The organism is Actinokineospora sp. (assembly GCF_052390155.1).
Taxonomy (GTDB): Bacteria; Actinomycetota; Actinomycetes; order Mycobacteriales; family Pseudonocardiaceae; genus Actinokineospora.
On the sequence record NZ_JBQTHF010000030.1, the window covers coordinates 1 to 17,384 of the forward strand.

20 protein-coding genes and 1 tRNA gene are annotated in these 17,384 nt (G+C 67.9%); 14 read left to right on the forward strand and 7 right to left on the reverse strand.

Going from position 1 to position 17,384, the window contains the following annotated elements:
- Positions 1 to 379 precede the first annotated feature (379 nt).
- Positions 380 to 460: transfer RNA gene (locus ACT4N7_RS11510), tRNA-Tyr, on the reverse strand.
- 132 nt (positions 461 to 592) lie between these two features.
- Here ACT4N7_RS11510 and ACT4N7_RS11515 point away from each other — a divergent pair.
- The 3 genes from ACT4N7_RS11515 to rfbA all read left to right on the forward strand — a co-directional run bounded on the left by ACT4N7_RS11515 (position 593) and on the right by rfbA (position 2,258).
- On the forward strand, positions 593 to 1,084 hold the full coding sequence (locus tag ACT4N7_RS11515) for a YajQ family cyclic di-GMP-binding protein (protein WP_444828654.1): 492 nt from the start codon (positions 593 to 595) through the stop codon (positions 1,082 to 1,084).
- A 71-nt stretch (positions 1,085 to 1,155) separates the two neighbouring features.
- A complete protein-coding gene (locus tag ACT4N7_RS11520; RefSeq protein ID WP_444828655.1) occupies positions 1,156 to 1,356 on the forward strand; it encodes a hypothetical protein in 201 nt (66 codons plus the stop codon).
- Between the two features lie 11 nt (positions 1,357 to 1,367).
- Positions 1,368 to 2,258: a glucose-1-phosphate thymidylyltransferase RfbA gene (rfbA, locus tag ACT4N7_RS11525; RefSeq protein ID WP_444828656.1), complete on the forward strand. Its 891-nt coding sequence runs from the start codon at positions 1,368 to 1,370 to the stop codon at positions 2,256 to 2,258.
- Here rfbA and htpX read toward each other — a convergent pair.
- The 3 genes from htpX to ACT4N7_RS11540 all read right to left on the reverse strand — a co-directional run bounded on the left by htpX (position 2,255) and on the right by ACT4N7_RS11540 (position 4,290).
- Complete coding sequence (gene htpX, locus ACT4N7_RS11530) at positions 2,255 to 3,112, reverse strand: zinc metalloprotease HtpX (protein ID WP_444828657.1); 858 nt, start codon at positions 3,110 to 3,112, stop codon at positions 2,255 to 2,257. The genes rfbA and htpX overlap by 4 nt on opposite strands.
- Positions 3,113 to 3,198: 86 nt before the next feature.
- Complete coding sequence (locus tag ACT4N7_RS11535) at positions 3,199 to 3,987, reverse strand: siderophore-interacting protein (protein WP_444828658.1); 789 nt, start codon at positions 3,985 to 3,987, stop codon at positions 3,199 to 3,201.
- A gap of 135 nt (positions 3,988 to 4,122) precedes the next feature.
- Entirely contained in the window at positions 4,123 to 4,290 is a 168-nt protein-coding gene (locus ACT4N7_RS11540; RefSeq protein WP_444828659.1) for a hypothetical protein, read from the reverse strand.
- A gap of 285 nt (positions 4,291 to 4,575) precedes the next feature.
- Here ACT4N7_RS11540 and ACT4N7_RS11545 point away from each other — a divergent pair, with 285 nt between their 5' ends.
- From ACT4N7_RS11545 to ACT4N7_RS11565, 5 genes are all read left to right on the forward strand, one after another.
- A complete protein-coding gene (locus ACT4N7_RS11545; RefSeq protein ID WP_444828660.1) occupies positions 4,576 to 5,508 on the forward strand; it encodes a 4-(cytidine 5'-diphospho)-2-C-methyl-D-erythritol kinase in 933 nt (310 codons plus the stop codon).
- Positions 5,509 to 5,647: 139 nt separating this feature from the next.
- Entirely contained in the window at positions 5,648 to 6,841 is a 1,194-nt protein-coding gene (locus ACT4N7_RS11550; RefSeq protein WP_444828661.1) for a condensation domain-containing protein, read from the forward strand.
- Positions 6,838 to 7,569: a 2-C-methyl-D-erythritol 4-phosphate cytidylyltransferase gene (gene ispD, locus ACT4N7_RS11555; RefSeq protein ID WP_444828662.1), complete on the forward strand. Its 732-nt coding sequence runs from the start codon at positions 6,838 to 6,840 to the stop codon at positions 7,567 to 7,569. The genes ACT4N7_RS11550 and ispD overlap by 4 nt, the downstream gene beginning before the upstream one ends.
- Before the next feature lies 1 nt (position 7,570).
- Positions 7,571 to 8,281 carry an SDR family oxidoreductase gene (locus tag ACT4N7_RS11560; protein WP_444828663.1) on the forward strand — a complete coding sequence of 237 codons (711 nt, stop codon included), beginning with the start codon at positions 7,571 to 7,573 and terminating at the stop codon, positions 8,279 to 8,281.
- Positions 8,282 to 8,293: 12 nt separating this feature from the next.
- Positions 8,294 to 9,784 carry an MFS transporter gene (locus ACT4N7_RS11565; protein WP_444828664.1) on the forward strand — a complete coding sequence of 497 codons (1,491 nt, stop codon included), beginning with the start codon at positions 8,294 to 8,296 and terminating at the stop codon, positions 9,782 to 9,784.
- Here ACT4N7_RS11565 and ACT4N7_RS11570 read toward each other — a convergent pair.
- A complete protein-coding gene (locus ACT4N7_RS11570) occupies positions 9,766 to 11,313 on the reverse strand; it encodes a serine/threonine protein kinase (protein WP_444828665.1) in 1,548 nt (515 codons plus the stop codon). The two genes, ACT4N7_RS11565 and ACT4N7_RS11570, sit on opposite strands and share 19 nt — an antisense overlap.
- A 327-nt stretch (positions 11,314 to 11,640) precedes the next feature.
- On the opposite strand from ACT4N7_RS11570, the gene ACT4N7_RS11575 reads away from it, so the two are divergent.
- Together ACT4N7_RS11575 and ACT4N7_RS11580 are read left to right on the forward strand one after the other, a co-directional pair.
- Positions 11,641 to 12,036: a hypothetical protein gene (locus ACT4N7_RS11575; protein ID WP_444828666.1), complete on the forward strand. Its 396-nt coding sequence runs from the start codon at positions 11,641 to 11,643 to the stop codon at positions 12,034 to 12,036.
- A gap of 192 nt (positions 12,037 to 12,228) precedes the next feature.
- Positions 12,229 to 13,047 (forward strand): hypothetical protein, encoded by an 819-nt coding sequence (locus ACT4N7_RS11580; protein ID WP_444828667.1) that lies wholly within the window; start codon positions 12,229 to 12,231, stop codon positions 13,045 to 13,047.
- A gap of 19 nt (positions 13,048 to 13,066) precedes the next feature.
- Here ACT4N7_RS11580 and ACT4N7_RS11585 read toward each other — a convergent pair whose 3' ends face one another.
- On the reverse strand, positions 13,067 to 13,741 hold the full coding sequence (locus tag ACT4N7_RS11585) for a GntR family transcriptional regulator (protein ID WP_444828668.1): 675 nt from the start codon (positions 13,739 to 13,741) through the stop codon (positions 13,067 to 13,069).
- 274 nt (positions 13,742 to 14,015) lie between these two features.
- Here ACT4N7_RS11585 and ACT4N7_RS11590 point away from each other — a divergent pair, with 274 nt between their 5' ends.
- Both ACT4N7_RS11590 and ACT4N7_RS11595 read left to right on the forward strand, forming a co-directional pair.
- A complete protein-coding gene (locus ACT4N7_RS11590) occupies positions 14,016 to 14,297 on the forward strand; it encodes a hypothetical protein (protein ID WP_444828669.1) in 282 nt (93 codons plus the stop codon).
- Positions 14,290 to 14,931 (forward strand): hypothetical protein, encoded by a 642-nt coding sequence (locus tag ACT4N7_RS11595; protein ID WP_444828670.1) that lies wholly within the window; start codon positions 14,290 to 14,292, stop codon positions 14,929 to 14,931. Before ACT4N7_RS11590 ends, ACT4N7_RS11595 begins: the two co-directional genes overlap by 8 nt.
- A 110-nt stretch (positions 14,932 to 15,041) precedes the next feature.
- Here the strand turns inward: ACT4N7_RS11595 and ddaH are convergent, their stop codons facing one another.
- Positions 15,042 to 15,938, reverse strand: a complete 897-nt coding sequence (gene ddaH, locus ACT4N7_RS11600; protein ID WP_444828671.1) for a dimethylargininase — start codon at positions 15,936 to 15,938, stop codon at positions 15,042 to 15,044.
- Positions 15,939 to 16,013: 75 nt separating this feature from the next.
- Between ddaH and ACT4N7_RS11605 the strand changes: the two genes are divergently transcribed.
- On the forward strand, positions 16,014 to 16,463 hold the full coding sequence (locus ACT4N7_RS11605) for an Lrp/AsnC family transcriptional regulator (RefSeq protein ID WP_444828672.1): 450 nt from the start codon (positions 16,014 to 16,016) through the stop codon (positions 16,461 to 16,463).
- A gap of 11 nt (positions 16,464 to 16,474) precedes the next feature.
- A complete protein-coding gene (locus tag ACT4N7_RS11610; protein ID WP_444828673.1) occupies positions 16,475 to 17,284 on the forward strand; it encodes an enoyl-CoA hydratase in 810 nt (269 codons plus the stop codon).
- Positions 17,285 to 17,384: the final 100 nt, after the last annotated feature.

The following is a 17,384-nucleotide window of genomic DNA, read 5'->3' on the forward strand; positions in this document are numbered from 1 at the left end:
GGGCTGGCTCCCCTGCGTAATGTGCGCCCTCATGGCGCGGCCCGCGCGGGCGATGCGGGCGCCGGGCCCGGCGGCGCATTGCTGGGACGCGGCCGGGCCCGCCCCACCCACACCACACCAGAACGCCCCCACCCACCCAGTCCCCGAAACCCCAACAGCAGTCCCCAAACCCCAACAGCAGTCCCCCGGAAACCCTGACAGCGATCCCAGACACCCCAACAGCGGAAGGCCAACGACCAAGGCCCCCATCCCCCCGTACGCGACCGCGACGGGGGTTCGGGGGCGAAGCCCTCCGGGCGGGGCCCGGGGGTAGCACCCCCGAAAAAAAGGACAGGCGACCCGGTCCGCGCATACCGCGGACACACGTCACCTGAGCCTGTGGCGGGTGAAGGATTCGAACCTTCGAAGCTTTCGCGACGGATTTACAGTCCGCTCCCATTGGCCGCTCGGGCAACCCGCCGGGATGTCCAGCGTCGCTGGACGGGGGGAACCATACCCAACCGGTTCGGGTGGGTTCCGATGGGTCCCCCTACTGGTGTGCGGCGGTAGCATCCAGCGGACTGAGATCCCTGAACGCGGAGGTGCGAGGCACGTGGCGGACCCGTCATTCGACGTGGTGAGCAAGGTCGACCGGCAGGAGGTTGACAACGCGCTCAACCAGGCGGCGAAGGAGTTGTCGACCCGGTTCGATTTCCGTAACACCGGGGCGCAGGTGAGTTGGTCGGGTGAGGAGGCGATCACTTTCGAGGCGGGGACCGAGGAGCGTTGCGCGGCGGCGATCGAGGTCTTCAAGGAGAAGTTGATCAAGCGCAATCTTTCGCAGAAGGCGTTCGACGTCGGGGACCCGGCGCTGTCGGGGAAGGTTTACAAGGTCACCGGCACCCTCGTGCAGGGCATCGCGACGGACAAGGCCAAGGAGATCGCCAAGCGGATTCGCGACGAGGGTCCCAAGGGTGTGCAGGCGCAGATCCAGGGCGACCAGTTGCGGGTGACCGGCAAGAAGAAGGACCACTTGCAGGACGTCATCACGCTGCTCAAGTCGGCTGACTTCGGCATCGCGCTGCAGTTCACCAACTACCGCTAATCCGCACGCTGGGAGCAGCGTCGCGGGCGGCGCCGGCGGGATAGTGGCAACCACCGAACTCGGAGGTTGTCATGCCGGACAGCTTGGCCGTGGAGGACATCGACCGCAGGCTGGCGTGTGTTGGCCGGGCCATCGACTTGGCGCTGGCGATGCGGGACCGGCCGCGGTTTCATCGGGCGTGCGCGGTGCGGGCCGAGTTGCGCACACTTCGGGCTGAACGCGAGCGGGTGGGACACGATCGCGGTCGGTACTCGATGGAAGAGCAGACATGACAGGAGCCGCGATGAAGGGCATCGTCCTTGCCGGAGGCAGCGGGACCCGGCTGCATCCGATCACCCAGGCGGTGTCCAAGCAGCTTCTTCCCGTGTACGACAAGCCGATGGTCTACTACCCGCTGTCGGTGCTGATGCTGGCCGGGATTCGGGAGATCCTGATCATCTCCACCCCGGTCGATCTGCCGAATTTTCGGCGCCTGCTCGGTGACGGCAGTCAACTCGGGATGCGGTTCTCCTATGCCGAGCAGCCCGAGCCGAACGGCTTGGCCGAGGCGTTCGTCATCGGTGAGGACTTCATCGGCAACGACTCGGTCTCGTTGGTCTTGGGCGACAACATCTTCTTCGGCTACGCCTTCTCCCAGCGGCTGCACGCGGCCGCCGAGGCCATCGACGGCGGGGCCGACGGCGCCGTGCTTTTCGGCTACCGGGTCAAGGATCCCGAGCGCTACGGCGTCGGCGAGGTCAACGCCGAGGGCAAGCTGGTCTCGATCGAGGAGAAGCCGACCGCGCCGAAGTCCAATCGGGCCATCACCGGGCTGTACTTCTACGACAACGACGTGGTCAAGATCGCCAAGAGCCTCACACCGTCGGCGCGCGGTGAGCTGGAGATCACCGACGTCAACATGGAGTACCTGCGCCAGGGCCGCGCGCGCCTATTGGACCTTGGCCGCGGCTTCGCCTGGCTGGACACCGGCACGCACGACTCGCTGCTGGAGGCGGGCCAGTTCGTGCAGGTGCTGGAGCACCGCACGGGGGTGCGGGTGGCGTGCCTGGAGGAGATCGCGCTGGAGCGCGGCTTCATCACCCCGGACGAGTGCCACGCGCTCGGCGCCAAGCTGGCGAAGTCCGGCTACGGCGAGTACGTGATGGCCGTGGCGCAGGCGGCGGGCGCGCGTTAGTCGCCTGCCATCCGCTCCAGGCGCCGGATGCGGTCCTCGATCGGCGGGTGGCTGGCGAAGTGCCGGGCGAGTTGCTCGCCCGGCCGGAACGGGTTGGCGATCATCAGGTGCGACTGGGACACCAGCGCGGGTTCCGGCGCGAGGGGGGCCGCGCGGATGCCGTCGTCCAGCTTGCGCAGGGCGGACGCCAGGCCCATCGGGTCGCCGGTGAGTCGCGCGCCGGATTCGTCGGCCTGGTATTCGCGGGAGCGGCTGACAGCCATCCGCACCATCGTCGCGGCCACCGGCCCGAGCAGGGCGATCAGCAGCAGCGTGATCGGGTTGGCGCGGTCCTCGTCGTCGTCACCGAAGACGCCCGCGAAGACCGCGAGGCTCGCGAGCATGCTCACCGCGCCTGCCAGGGCCCCGGCCACGCAGGAGATGAGGATGTCGCGGTTGTAGACGTGCGACAGTTCGTGGCCCAGCACACCGCGCAGTTCACGCTCGTCGAGCAGGTCGAGCAGGCCGGTGGTGCAGCAGACGGCGGCGGTGCGCGGGTTTCGGCCGGTGGCGAACGCGTTCGGGGCCTGGGTCGGGCTGACGTACAGCCGCGGCATCGGCTGGCGCGCGACCGTCGCCAGTTCGCGCACGATGCGGTACAGCGCGGGCTGCTCGGCCTGCGACACCGGCCGGGCCCGCATGGCGCGCAGCGCGAGCTTGTCGGAGTTGAAGTACGCGTAGCCGTTCATCACGACGACGAGTCCGATGCCGACGAACAGCGCCGTGCGGCCGAACAGCGAGCTGATCGCCACGATCAGCGCGCTCAGACCGCCGAGGAGAAGCGCGGTTTTGAGCCCGTTGACGTGGCTGTGCACGAGTGCGCCTCCCCTGGTGTGAAGTCGACGTTCAGTCCGGTTGACCAACGCGTCCGCGGGTCGAGAAGTTCCAACCGGACAGTGCGTCAGTTGCCACTCTCGCCGAGGCGCCAGTAGGTGGTCGGCCGCACCCGCTGTCGCGGGAAGCCGCGTTCGTCGAGCAGGTGGGCGCGTACCGCGAGCATCGCCGCGCGCTCCCCCGCCATCCACACCTCGGGCAGCCCGCCGGGCAGTTCGGCGGCTCGGATCGTGTCGACCAGAACAGTGCACTCACCCGCGGGCACACCGCCGCGGTGCAGCCAGGTGATGCCCGGCACCGGCTGCTCCTCGGCGGCGTCCGCGATCTCGACGAACGCCAGCGCGCGCTTGTCCTCGGGCAGCACGCGCAGGATCGAGGCGATCGCGGGCAGCGCGGTCTCGTCGCCCGCGAGCAGGTACCAGTCGGCGGCCGGATCAGGCTGGTAGGCGGGCGACGGGCCGACGAAGATCAGTTCGTCGCCGACGCCGACCCGCTCGGCCCACGCCGAGGCCGGGCCGGAGTCGCCGTGCAGCACGAAGTCGAAGTCGACCTCGTTGGTGACCGGGTCGTGTCGGCGAACGGTGTAGGTGCGGGTCATCGGGCGGACCTGCGACCACAGCCCACGCGCGGACTCCAAGGTCAGCGGCTCGGGAAGCACCACGTCGCCGGGGTAGAGGTAGATCATCACGTGCTGGTCGGTACCCGCACCCGCGAGCTCGGCGAGCGAGTCGTCGCGCACTGTCACCCGTGCCAGCCGCGGCGTCACCCGCTCGACCCGCACAACCGGAACACGCCAGAGCCGCGTCTCCTGCCTGCGCGAGCGGCGGCGGGCCGGGGCTGGGGAATTAGCACTCACACCGGCTATCCTCGCCCGCCCAGCCAGTCACGACCTAACCGGCCACACTCTCGCGGGCAGGGTCGGACTCGGGAGGGGACAGTACGGCTGACGAGGCCGCCGAGCGGCCCCAGACGAGCTGGTGAGGGCCGCGTCCTAGGACTGCGGCGAGGTGAAAACCGGTCCTGGCATGGCGGCGACAGCGCGCACGACGGGCGCGGCGGCCGCGGTCTCGGCGTCGTCGGGGATGCCCTGGAACACCGGCAGCGGCACGCGTGACCGGCGCGGTTCGACCACCGGGGTCGACTTCTTGTCTTCGGTCATGGTTTTCCTTCGTGGTAGCCCGCATGGCCCTCGATCGAGGGGAAGCGCGGGGGAATCTCATGGACGCGGCTGCGACCGCTGTCCGACACGGCGATCAAGGCCGGTCGACACCGACTGTACGCGATTGCGGCCCCGCGGCCGAGTGATCTCGCGGACGACTCGCAGATCCAGCACTTCCTCGAACGGGTCGAAGGCGAACGGGGTGCCAACTTTTGTAGAAGATTCGCCGGCATGCGGCGGGTTAGGGTCGGGCAGGACCACCGCTGATCGCGTCTGGAGGAACAGGTGACTCCGCTCGTTGGGGACGAGCTGTCGCACCGCGTGTCGGTGAGTGTCCCGGCCAAGGTCAATCTTCAGCTCTCGATCGGCGCCTTGCGCGCAGACGGTTACCACGATCTCGTCACGGTTTTCCAGGCGGTTTCGCTCTATGACGAGGTCACCGTGACCGCCGCGGATCGCCTGTCCGTCCGAGTGGCGGGCGCGGGCACCGACGCGGTCCCCACCGATCGCACCAACCTCGCGGCGCGGGCCGCCGAGTTGCTGGCCGAGGAAGTCGGCATGGTTCCCCTGGTCGGCATCGACATCACGAAGCGAATCCCGGTCGCGGGCGGCATGGCGGGTGGCAGCGCCGACGCCGCGGCCGCGCTGGTGGCCTGCAACACACTCTGGCGACTCGGGTTCAGTACCGAGGAGTTGCACCCCATCGCGGCCCGGCTGGGCAGCGATGTCCCGTTCTCCCTGCTCGGCGGGACCGCGGTGGGCGAGGGCCGGGGCGAGATCCTCAAGGCGCTGCCGACGTTTCGGCCGATCCACTGGGCGCTGGCGTTCGCTCATCACCCGCTGTCGACGCCCAGCGTCTACCGCGAACTCGACCGTCTCCGCGGCGCCGACGTCGACCCCATCGAACTCGCCCAGCCGCTGCTTGACGCGCTCGACGCGGGAGATCCGGTCGCGCTCGGGGAGGCGCTCAGCAACGACGCCGAGCAGGCGGCGCTGACGCTCGCGCCGCACCTCGGAACGCTCCTGAACTGGGGTTCGACCGCGGGAGCGCTCGGGTCGATCGTGTCCGGGACCGGGCCGACCTGCGCCTTTCTCGGCCGCGACGAAGCGCACGCGCGGGACATGGCGGCCGAGTTGGCCGAGTTACCGCTGTGTCGGCGCGCCGAGTACGCGTACGGGCCGGTCGACGGTCCGAAGGTCGTGCCAGACGAACACTGAACGGCAGAGTGTCATCGCTAACGGAGGGGAATAGCGATTCATGTCTTATCGAACCACCGCACGACGCGTGCACACGGTCGCGAACCAAGCGGGCCGATTGGCCTCGGACACCGAGTCGGCCAATTGGCGCAGACATCCGGTGATCTTCGGACTCCGCATCCATGGCGACGTGGACGAGACGCTGCTGGGGCGTGCGCTCACCGCCATCGTGCGACGGCACAGCGCGCTGCGCTATTTCTTTCCAGATCGCGACGTCGTCGACTTCGCCCTGTGCGCGGCGGCGGACTCGGTGAGCTGTCCGCTGGACGTCGTGGACTTGTCCTCAAGTGGACCGGGACACCGGGAAGCGCACGAGAACAACGCGCTCGACAAACTGCGTCACCCTTTCGAGCTTTCCGTTCCGCCGCTGGCCAGGGCGCTGCTCATTCGACACCCCGAGTACTGCACGCTCGGGATCGCGATAGACCACATCATCTTCGACGGCGCGTCGATCCCGGTCTTCCTGCGGGACCTCGAAACCGTGTGGCGCCAACTCTCGACCGGTGACGATCTGCCCGACACCGAGGTGTCGGACTTCGCCGCGTTCGCCGCGGCCGAGCACGAGTGGCTGCGCGGCGCCAGGGCGGACGCCGCGTTCGAGTACTGGCGGCCGAGGTGGGCCGAACTCGGGCCGACGCCACGACTTCCGCTGCGCCATGTCGTCGGCAAACCGGCGGCGAGCGGCACGTGGAACCGAGAGATCTCCGCCGACACGCTCGCCGACAAGTGCGCGCGACTCGGCAGTCTGACGCCGTTCACACTGATCAGCACCGCCCTTTTCACCGCGTTCCACCAGGTGACCGGCGAGGTGGATCTGGGTCTGATCCTGCCCATATCGCGACGGAACAATGTCCGCACCCGGCAGGGGATCGGCTACTACAACAACCCGCTGCTCCTGCGCGTCGAATTGACGCGCGGAATGACGCTCGACGCGGCCGCGGGCGTGGTCCGGGAAGCCACGCTCGGCGCACTGCGACACTCGTATGCGCCGTTTCAGGCCATCAAGGACCGGTTCGCCCACCTGGAATTGCCGGCACCCGGGCCGTACCTCTATCTCAACATGATGCCGCCGCAGCGCGCCCCGCAATTGCCCGGGCTGGGCTGCGAGTTCACCTGGTTCGACCAGGAGGACGTTCTCATCAAGTTTCCGCGGCTGAGCATTATCTGCCAGACACAGGACGACGGGTCGCTGCTGCTCGACAGCGGACACAATGGCACGCATTTCGACTGGCCCGACGTGGCGGCGGTGCTGAACCGGGCGTACGACTTGCTGGTCGACCAGGGGGTCGAATGAACAGCTCGGATCAAGACGGGCGAGTCGGTGTCGTGGTACTCGCGGCGGGCGATGGCCAGCGGCTCGGCCATGGGCCGAAGGCGCTGGTGTCGGTGGCGGACCGGCCCCTGCTGGCGTGGACGCTCGACTCGATTCTCGCCAATGACGAGGTGGGCGACGTGGTGGTTGTCGCCCATCGGCAGACCGTCGCCGCCACCCGCGACGTCGTGGACTCGTTTCCCGACGGAGGCCGAGTCCAGGTTGTCGAAGGCGGCTCGACTCGGCAGCGGAGTGCGGCCCGAGGCGTGGACGCCCTCGACCCGGACCTGCGCTACGTGGCCGTCGCCGAAGCGGCCCGGCCGTTCGTGCCAAGGGGTGTGATCGACCGGATGTTCCGGTGTCTCCTGGACGGTCCTTCGCCCGGACCGGCGGGCGTCGTCCCCGGGATTCGCCTGTTCGACACCATTCGCGGGGTCGAGCCGGACGGCAGCTCGACGGGCACCCTCGACCGGGACTCCCTGCGCGCGGCGCAGACGCCGCAGTTGTTCTGCCGGGCGTGCCTGATGCGCGCTTACCGCCTGGCGGACGAGTCCGGCGAGACGCACACCGATGACGCCGCCGCGGTCGAGAACAGCGGCGGCCACGTCCTCGTCGTCCCGGGCGACCCGGACAACTTCAAGATCACGATCGAGCGGGATCTCCGGCTCGCGGAGCTGATCATGGCGACCACACCGAAGGCGGGTGCGTAACGTGACCGGAAAGGTGGCAGTGATCACCGGTGCGAGTTCGGGCGTGGGCGCGGCCACGGCCAGGAGGCTGCACGCGGCCGGGGTCAACGTGGTGGTGGGGGCGCGCCGCGGCGATCGGCTCAAGGAGCTCACCGCGGATCTCGACGCGGACCGAACCGCCTGGGTCGAGTGCGATATCCGCCGGTCGGACGACGCCCATTTGCTGGTCGAGACCGCCGTCGAGCGGTTCGGCGGCCTCGACATCCTGGTGGCCAATGCCGGAATCGGCGCCTACGGCGGCATCCTCGACTATTCGGACGAGGAGATCGAGCAGATCATCGACACCAACCTGACCGGCACGATCTGGAGCGTGCGGGCGGCGGCACCGCACCTGCTCGAACGGGGCGGGGACATCGTCCTGGTGAGTTCGGTGGCGGGGCTGCGGGGACGTGCGGACGAGGCGGTCTACGCCGCGACCAAACACGGCCTGGTGGGGCTCGCCGGGTCCCTGGATCGCGAGCTGCGCGGGCGCGATGTCCGCGTGGTGACGTTGTGTCCGGGCGCGATCGCCACCGAGTTCGCGTTGTCGCGTGGACGTTGTCCAGAAATGGCCGGTCTGTCGGAGATGCTGCGACCGGAGGACGTCGCGGAGATGGTGCACACGGTCACCAGCCAGCCGCGGTCCATGCGGACACTGCTCTGGAGCATGCGCGGCATGTCGTCGGAGAACTGAGGAACGGCCCGGATGCGGCACTGGCTGATACTCGGGTTGTCGAGCCTGAGCATGCTGATCCTGGCATTCAACGGCACAGCGGCAAATGTCGCGTTGCCCGACTTCGCGAGCACTCTGGGCGCGAGCACCGACCAACTGCAATGGATCATTGTCGCCTACAGCATCGCGGGCGGTTCCATCCTGCTCATCGCCGGTCTGGTGGGCGACCGATGGGGCCACAAGACCACGTTGGTCTGGGGTTTGGCCATTTTCGCCGCCGCCGCGCTGGTGGGTGTATTCGCATCGTCGGCGGACACGCTGATAGTGGTCCGAGCCGTCATGGGGATCGGCGGCGCCATAGTCGCCCCGATGACGCTGGCAATCATTCGCACCAGCCTGCCCGCATCCGTTCAGGGCCGGGCAGTCGCGGTGTGGACAGGTTCGACAGCGTTGGGAATGCCGCTCGGGCCCATCGCGGGTGGTTACCTGGTCGACCAATTCGGGTGGGCGGCGATTTTCCTGACCAGCGGTCTGGCCGCGGGCCTCGCGTTGCTCGGGTTCGCGGCTCTCGTCCAGCAAGCACCGGTCGGCGGGCATGCCGTGCGGATCGACTTCGCGGGAACAGTGCTGGTCAGCGTGGTCATCGTGGCGATGGCGTACAGCGTCATCACGGTGGGCCGGGGGCAGTTGACCAGCACGACGGTGCTGGCGGCGTGCGTCGGCATCGCCTCGGTGATCGGCCTCCGACTCTGGCGGCGGAGGGCCGATCGTCACGCGCGCTGGTCGCCACTGCGAAATCCCGGTTTCCGCTGGGCCTGCACCACGATCTTCCTGCTCTTCTTCTCGGTGATGGGCATACTCTTCCTGGCACCGGTCTATTTCCAGGTGGTGATCGGTTTCAGCGCGACCGAGTCGGGGCTGGTGATTGTGCCCCTGGCCCTCAGCCTGTTGCTGGCGTCGCTCGTGTCCGGCAAAGTCGCGGACCGCTACTCCGTGCGCGGCGTGGTCGCCTGCGGACTGGGCCTGCTGACCGTCGGACTGATATCGCTCTCCTTCCTGAGTTGGCATGCCGGACTGTGGCTGACGGTGCTCTCGCTCGGCCTCATCGGAATAGGCGTCGGACTGGCGCAGACACCGGCGACGAACCTCGCCATGGCCGTACTCCGACCGGAAGACGCCGGCCTCGGGTCAGCACTGATCACCATGTTTCGGCACGTGGGCAGCGTCATGGGGGTGGGCATCATCGGCTCCCTGGCGAATCTCGCCTATAACGCCAAGGTCTCGGCGGACATCGGCGGGCTGGCAATCGACCCGGACGCGACGTCTTCGGTGTCCGACGCGATGACGGTCGCGGACCGCATCGGCGGCCAGACCGGTGCTGTCCTCAGAACCGGTGCCGCCACCGCGTACACGGAGGCGATCGGCATCGTGGCCCTGTCCTGCGCCGTGGTGACCTTGGTCGCGGCCACGCTCGCCGTGCGTTATCTGCCTGCCGCGGGCAGACGTCACTCGATGACGATCTGACTGGGATAGCGGAAGATCGTGATGCACGAGCTGTTCGCGCCGACCACCTGCCACCAGCCGCCCTCGGCGGTCAGGTTCGAGAACGTCGCGCCCGCGGCGAGCTGGTACCACGGCCGCCAGGTCCCGGTGGTGTCCAGGTAGTAGATGTAGAGCGTCCCGTCGGTCCGGTTGAGGACGGTGAACGAGATCTCCCGGCCCAGGTTGCTCGCCGGGAGCGGGGCCGTGCACGAGTGGAAGTCCGCCGTTCCCCTCGCCCGCGGTGCCGACGGGGTGGCGGTGGTGGTGCGCCTGCGGCTGGTCGTGGTGCTCTCGGTCGTCGTGCGGGACGTGGTCTTCCGGCTCGACGTTGTCGTTCTGGTCGTTGTGGTCGGGCTGGTCGTGGTGGTCGGGCTGGTCGTGCGCGACGGGGTGGTGGCCGATGTCGTGCTCGTGGTCGTGCCGCCGTCGCCGGCGGCGCCCGTCCTGTCCGACAGCAGCACGACCGACGTCACCGTGGCGCTGAGCAGCACCGCGGCCACGGCGATGACGACCAGGAGCACTCGCGAGCGCGAGTTGCCGGGTGGCGGCGGGGCGAGGAAGACCGGGGCGGGGATCAGTTCGCTCGGCCCGCCCAGCCGCGTCGGAGCCCGCACCGGGTGCACGGTGGTCGGCGAGCCGAGCGGTGCCCGCGGGGGTATCGGCACGGGTACCGGCGGTGGCGGCACGTAGTCGCCCGCCAGCGCGCCGCGTGCGGCCGCGGCGAGTTCCCCGGCGCTGCCGTGGCGGTTCCCGGGTTCCTTGGCCATCCCCCTGGCCACCACGGCGTCGAACCCGACCCGCAGGTCCGGCCGGTGCGCGGTGGGGCGGGGTGGCGGCGAGGAGAGGTGCGCGTGGATCAGGGCGGGCAGATCGCCGGTGGGGAAGGGTTTGGTGGCCGTGAGGCATTCGTGGAGCAGACAGGCCAGCGAGTACACATCGGACCGGGTGTCGGCCCGCCCGCTCGCGAACCGCTCCGGCGGCATGTAGTCCAGGGTGCCGATCGCCATGCCGGTGCTGGTCAGGCCGGTGGTTCCGCTGGTGCTGCGGGCGATTCCGAAGTCCAGCAGGTAGACGTAATCCGCGCCGTCCACAGTGGACATCAGCACGTTGGACGGCTTCACGTCCCGGTGCACCAGCCCGGCCGCATGCGCGGCGTCGAGCGCCTGCGCCACCTGACCGATGACGGCGACGGTCCGGTCCTGCCCCAGCGGCCCGTCTTCGAGCACCTTCTGCAGGTCGCGGCCGTCGATGAGCGGCATGTCCAGGAACATCCGCCCGTCGATCTCACCAAACGAGTTGATCGGCACGACGTGCGGGGCGCTCAGCCTGCTCAGCAGCTTCGCCTCGCGCCGGAACCGGGCCCGGAACTCCTCGTCCTCGGCCAGCTGGGCGGGCAGTACTTTGAGCGCCACGTACCGCTGCAGCACCAGGTGGTAGGCGCGGTGCACCTCACCCATGCCGCCACGGCCGAGCAATCCCTCGATCCGGTAGGGCCCGAACTGCTCGCTCATCCCGCCCCTAGCCTTGAACCCCTGCATCCTGGGTTCGCTGTTGACCCCCAAAACGCTACAAAGTTGGTCAGGGTGAAGGACGCGGCCGGGCAGGCCAGGTTCCACCGGGCGCCTGGCCGATCTATTCCATGATCGCTATCTGGCGAACCGCACACGAATAGGGGTTCGTGAGGGTCGATCAGCCGACACCAGTACAACCAGGACTGGTCTACGTTTCCGTTACTGCTCGAACACTCCCCGAAAGGCAGTGTGATCATGTCCAGGGAATCGATGGAAAGCACCGCGCCTGCCGCGCGCAGAAAGCGCTTCAGACGCCCGTTCCGGTCGGTGACGAAGCGATTCGCGCTGGTCTTGGCGGTCACCATGGGGGCATTGACCCTGTTCGCTGGAACCGCTCAGGCGGCCAGCTTCGTACCCATTCCCCGCAACTACGTCTACAACCCGAACCTGGGCGCCTTCCACGACTACTGCACCAGGTCGCCGGACCAGCCCAACATCATTCCCATAGTCGGGGGCCTTTCCCGGAGAGTCGACTTCCGGGGCCCGTGCGCCAATCACGACCTCTGCGAACAACGGGTCGGATACGGAAACCTGGCCTGCGACAACGCCTTCCGAAACCTGCTGCACCAGCAGTGCGCGTACTTCTTCGGAGGTGATTTCGCCTACCAGCCGCCGTGCGACTTCCTGGCGGACACCTACTACTGGGCGGTACGAAACTTCTAGTCGGTCACCTGTCGACCTGGCCTGGAACGATTCCGTGCGCGGAACTCTCCCAGGCCAGGTCGATGTTCGGTGCCGGGCCATCGTTTCCGCGGTACAGCGGTAGCCGTTGCGGCACCGGACCAGTTCGTCTCGGACTGCTTGCATCCTCTGCTGGAGAGGTGGTCACGGTGCGGATCTGGAAGGATCGAATTCATGGTTGCCTTGACACCGGAGCGCCGCGCCGAGCTGCTTGCGCTGCTGGATGACGGGCAGCGTCTTCGTACCGAGTACCCCAAAGTCAGTGAGTATCTGGACACCGCGCCCGGCCTCGCCGGAACGGGCGATGTTCAACGGGATGCGGCGTTCGATCTGCGGCTGGTCCACTACATGACTGGCGGTACGGCGGTGAGCCCCAACCCGTACTGGGACGTCGTGGCGCCTTCAGTGTCCGAGCATGAAGGCCGTCGGGTTGTGAACGGTGGCAACCCGGAGGGAAGCGCTCGGCTTGCGTACGCGCAGATGATGCTGCAAGCCACCTACTCGTATGCGATCCCCTCGCCGGAGACCCTGGAGTGGGTGTCTGCGTTTTGCGACGGTCACCCAATAGTGGAGCTTGGGGCGGGTCGCGGGTACTGGGCGGACCAGGTGGCGCGCGCAGGTGTAGAGGTCAAGGCATACGATTCCGAGCCGCCCGACAAGGTTGACAACAGCTCCTTTCCTCGTTCAGGAAAGCAGGAGGATGTCTGGCACCAGGTCGAGAAGGTTGTTGCTCTCGGAAACCGGACGGATCAGGTCCTGCTGCTGTGCTGGCCGCCCGGTTGGGGCAACACGATGGCCTCCGAGGCTCTTGCCGCGTTCGAGAAGTCCGGCGGCAGAAAACTGATCTTCATCGGTCAGCCTCAGGGCGGGATGACCGGGGATGACGCCTTCTTCAATGCCCTGTCCGCAGAGTGGGAGCTGGAGTCAGAGGACGCGCAGTTCGTGTCCTGGTGGAACTTGCTGGATGTCGCCCAGGGTTGGGTGCGTCGCTAGCAGCCCTGGATCGACATGCTCAGGCGTCCGGCGTGAGCTTCATCCTGAACACGAATGCGTCGTATCGATCCTGTGGGTAGGACACGTTCGAGATCATGATCACCCGGTCATCGGCGGCCACGAACTGCTGCCGGATCGACTTGACCAGGTCGCCGGGAGACGTGCGCAACCACTCCGCATGCGCCGGCGTTGGCAATTGCTCGGTGATGGTCTCTTCGAGCACTTCCGCACCTGCGGTGCCGGTCATGCCCAGCGGCTGATAGGTGTCCGAGATCGAGATCGGCCGGCCGCTCTCGGAGACACGAGTGATGACGTGGGTGAGTTCGTCGCCTGCCGCGAGGCTAAAGACTTCGGCAAGTTCGTCGGTGGCGTGAACCTTTGCAGCCTCCCGCTCGACGTGAATCTCGCGCTCCGACTCAGTTCCGAACGTGACTTCGGGAACCTGCAACTGACGCTCTGGCGAGATTCGAACCAGGTTCGGGCGGTCAGCTACGAAGATTCCGCGACGCCGCACGGGCCGCACCAAGCCCTGACTGCGGAGCAGTTCGATCACCTTTCGAACAACGATGTCGGAGACGCCGAACTGCTTGGCGATCTCGGCATAGCTCGGCAGTTGGGTTCCGGGCGGCAGCTCGCCTCCTCGGATTCGTCGCGCGTACTCGCCTGCGATCGAAACGTAGGCAGGCTCAGTCATCGATCTTGATCCCTTCGCCGTGGGCATCGTTCACGCCCTCATCGGTGGCCAGCGACCGCAGCTTAACAGCCTTCGTATACGCAGACCTTGTGCGTATACGAAGCTACGTATACGATCGGATTGTCTGACGCACAAGATCACTTACGTCACGGTTAGGGAGGGCCACTGACCCTCCTTGAACAGCGACAACGAGCCGTCTGGAGAGGACGAACGACATGGCTATACCTCACGGCGCGCGTAGTACGAAGTCGACCAGCGTGGGCAGGTCGCCATCATGACCGGGTACAGCACCACCTACCAGGTCGCGTGCGCGCCCGGCCCGAACGCTGCCGCTGCGGTGTCTCTCCTGCCCGGCGGCGTGCCGGTCCTCGTCGTGTACTTCGACCCGGTCAACATGACCATCCAGTGCCCGCCGACCGTCGCCGCGCAACACGACCTGGCCGCCTTCTGTCATGAACTGGCTCAGGAAGCCACCCACCTGGCCGACCTGGTCGATCCGGCCCCAACTCACCCTCGGCACTTGCTTCACGACGGGGGTGGTCCGGCTGATGAATAGCGCTGATGTTCTCGATTCGCCGTCGCAACCGTCGATGCGGCCCGTTGTGGCGCCGTACGTGACGGCCTGGAGTACGGAGCAGGCTCCGTCGTCGGTGCTCGTCGCGCATCCCGGCGGGATCGGCTACGCGGACGAGTGCAGGTTCGACCGTGACGAGCATGGTGTGTTGTGGCGGCGGATGACGTTGCGCCAGGGAGCTGGCCGACCGGCCTTCGCTCAGGTGCATCCGTTGCGCCAGCGGCGCGCGATGCGTCGGCTGCTGTGTCAGGTGTGCGGCGGCCCGGCAGACCAGTCCAGCGACGGCGTGTTGTGGCTGCTCCAGGACCACCGGGAGGACTGGCCGGGCTGGCCGAACCGGATGGGCGTCACCGAACCGCCCGTGTGCGTGCCCTGCGTAGGGCTATCGGTGCGCTTGTGTCCGGCGTTGCGTCGCCGTGCGGTGGTGGTTCGAGTCGGACGCTGCCCGATTGCCGGGGTCGGTGGCGTCCTCTATCAGGCTGGGTTTCCGCCCCTGGCCATCGGTCCGGCGTCCGTGGAGTTCGACGACCCGGCCATTCGATGGGTCGTCGCCGCACACCTCATCCGTCGACTCGGTGAGTCTCGCATTGTTCCTATGGAGACAGTCGTCAGTTAAGTCCGCACGCGGGTCGCCTGCGCTGCACACCCGGAAGGTGAGCAATGACGCAGCAGTGTCCGGCGAAAGCGGCCAGTCGCTGGGCGTTGATCGATACGGAGAGTTGTCGACTAGTCCCTAAGTTCCATCGTGCAGCACTTTGGCCCGCCGCCGGACTTTCGGAGTTCGGCGATGTCGACCAGGTGAACCTCATACCCCCGCCGCGTAAGGACGTCAGCCAGTCGGGTCGCTTCGATCGGAAGCACCACGTTGCGGCCGTCGGACACCGCGTTCAAACCGAGGCAGGCCGCGTCCTCCTCGGTGGCGACAACAGCATCCGGGAACAACCGCCGCAAAACACGCTGAGTCCCGGGAGAGAACGCCTCCGGGTAGTACGCGATCTCCGCCCGCGAAGACGGAGTGGCCTCCGTCAGCACCACCAGCGCGACGTCGAGGTGGTAATAGCGCGGGTCGACCAATTGCAGGGAGATCACCGGGACACCGAGGACCTCCTGCGCCTCCGCGTGCGCGCCGGGGTCGGTGCGGAAGCCGGTGCCCGCCAACAGCACCTCGCCCGTCCACGTGAAGTCGCCCTCGGCCTCGTTGATCCGGGCGGGCATGACGACATCGCGGTAGCCGTGGTCGAGGAACCAGCGGCGGAAGTGGTCCGCCTCGGCGGCGCGCTGGGGCGCGCGGAAGCGGGCACCCAGGACACGTCCGTCGACGACGGTGCCCGAGTTGGCCGAGAACACCATGTCGGGCAGGCCGGGCTGGGGGGCGATGGTCTCGACCCGGTGGCCGAGGCGCTCGTAGGTCTCCTTGAGCACCGTCCACTGCTTGACCGCCGTCTCCGTGCACACCGGCTGGTCGGGGTCCATCCACGGGTTGATCACGTACTCGACCGTGAAGTACCTCGGTTCGCACATGAGGTACCTGCGAACAGTGGGCACTCGGGCCTCGGTCGCGACCTCGACGGACGCGGTCGAGCCGGGAAGCGCTAGGGAGGTGCGCGCAGGTGCGGACGTCATGGATCGAAATGTAAGGCCAGTGTCGACCAACAGACAATGTCGCTTTCGTGCACTGAAGCATGCAGAATGTTGCGTGTGGACGTGATAGATCAGCGAATCATTTCGCGGCTCGTGGCCGACGCTCGATCAAGCTACGCGGAGATCGGCAAGGTGGTGTCGCTGTCGGCGCCCGCGGTGAAGCGGCGGGTGGACCGGCTGCTGGAGACCGGGGTGCTGCGCGGGTTCACCGCGGTGGTGAATCCCGAGGCCCTGGGCTGGGGCACGGAGGCCTTTGTCGAGGTGCACTGCCAGGGCAATGTCTCCCCCGACCGGATCCGCAGGCGGCTGGAACCGCTGACCGAGGTCGTCGCGGCGTACACGGTGTCCGGGGCGGCCGACGCGATCGTGCACCTGCGGGCGGCGAACATCCACCACCTGGAGGACGCGCTGGAGCGGCTGCGCGGCCTGGACATGGTGTCCCGCACGGTCTCCACCGTGGTCCTCTCCACGCTCCTGGAGCGGCCGCCCGCGCCGGAGCCCGGATAGGGTCGGCAGCCATGACCTCGGACCCTGTCCTGCTAGAGCGACGCGACGGCGTCGCCGTGATCACGTTGAACGACCCGGGCCGCCGCAACGCGCTGACGCTGCCGATGTCCGCGCGGCTGACCGAGCTGGTGGCCGAGTGCGAGGCCGACCCGGCGGTGTCCGCGCTGGTCGTCACCGGCACACCGCCCGCGTTCTGCGCGGGGGCCGACCTGACGGTGCTCGGTGAGTCGCGGGAGAAGGGGTTGCGGGCGATCTACGCGGGATTCCTGGCGGTCGCCCGGTCGACGCTGCCGACCATCGCCGCGGTGGGTGGAGCCGCGGTCGGCGCCGGGTTCAACCTCGCGCTGGCGGCGGACGTGCGGCTGGCGGGACCGGCCGCCCGGTTCGACCCGCGGTTCCTGCAACTGGGTATCCACCCCGGCGGCGGCATGACGTGGATGCTCCAGCGGATCGTCGGCCCGCAGACAGCCACCGCGATGACCCTGTTCGGCCGTATCCTGGACGCGGCCGAGGCGGAGCGAGCCGGGCTGGTGCTGCACACCGTGGCGGGCGACCACGACGCGCTCATCGACGCGGCGGTGGTGCTGGCCGCGCCCGCGGTGGCCGGGCCGCGGGACCTGGTGCTGTCCATCAAGCGGACGATGCGGATCACGGCCGGGCGCACGGAGCACGCCGACGCCGTGGAGACCGAACTGGTGGCCCAGTTGGCCTCGATGGAGCAGCCCGAGTTCGCGGCCTTGCTGGCCCGGTTGCGGGCCCGGATCTCCAGTGGCCAGCGGATTATCCACACACCGGACGTGGCTGCCCACGATCCGGGATAGTGTAACCGCAAGTTACACTAAAATCAGGTCCATGTCAGGTTTGTCGGGGATACTCGAAATCGGGTCACGGTGTCCTGACTGTGATCTCTGGCGCGTTGCG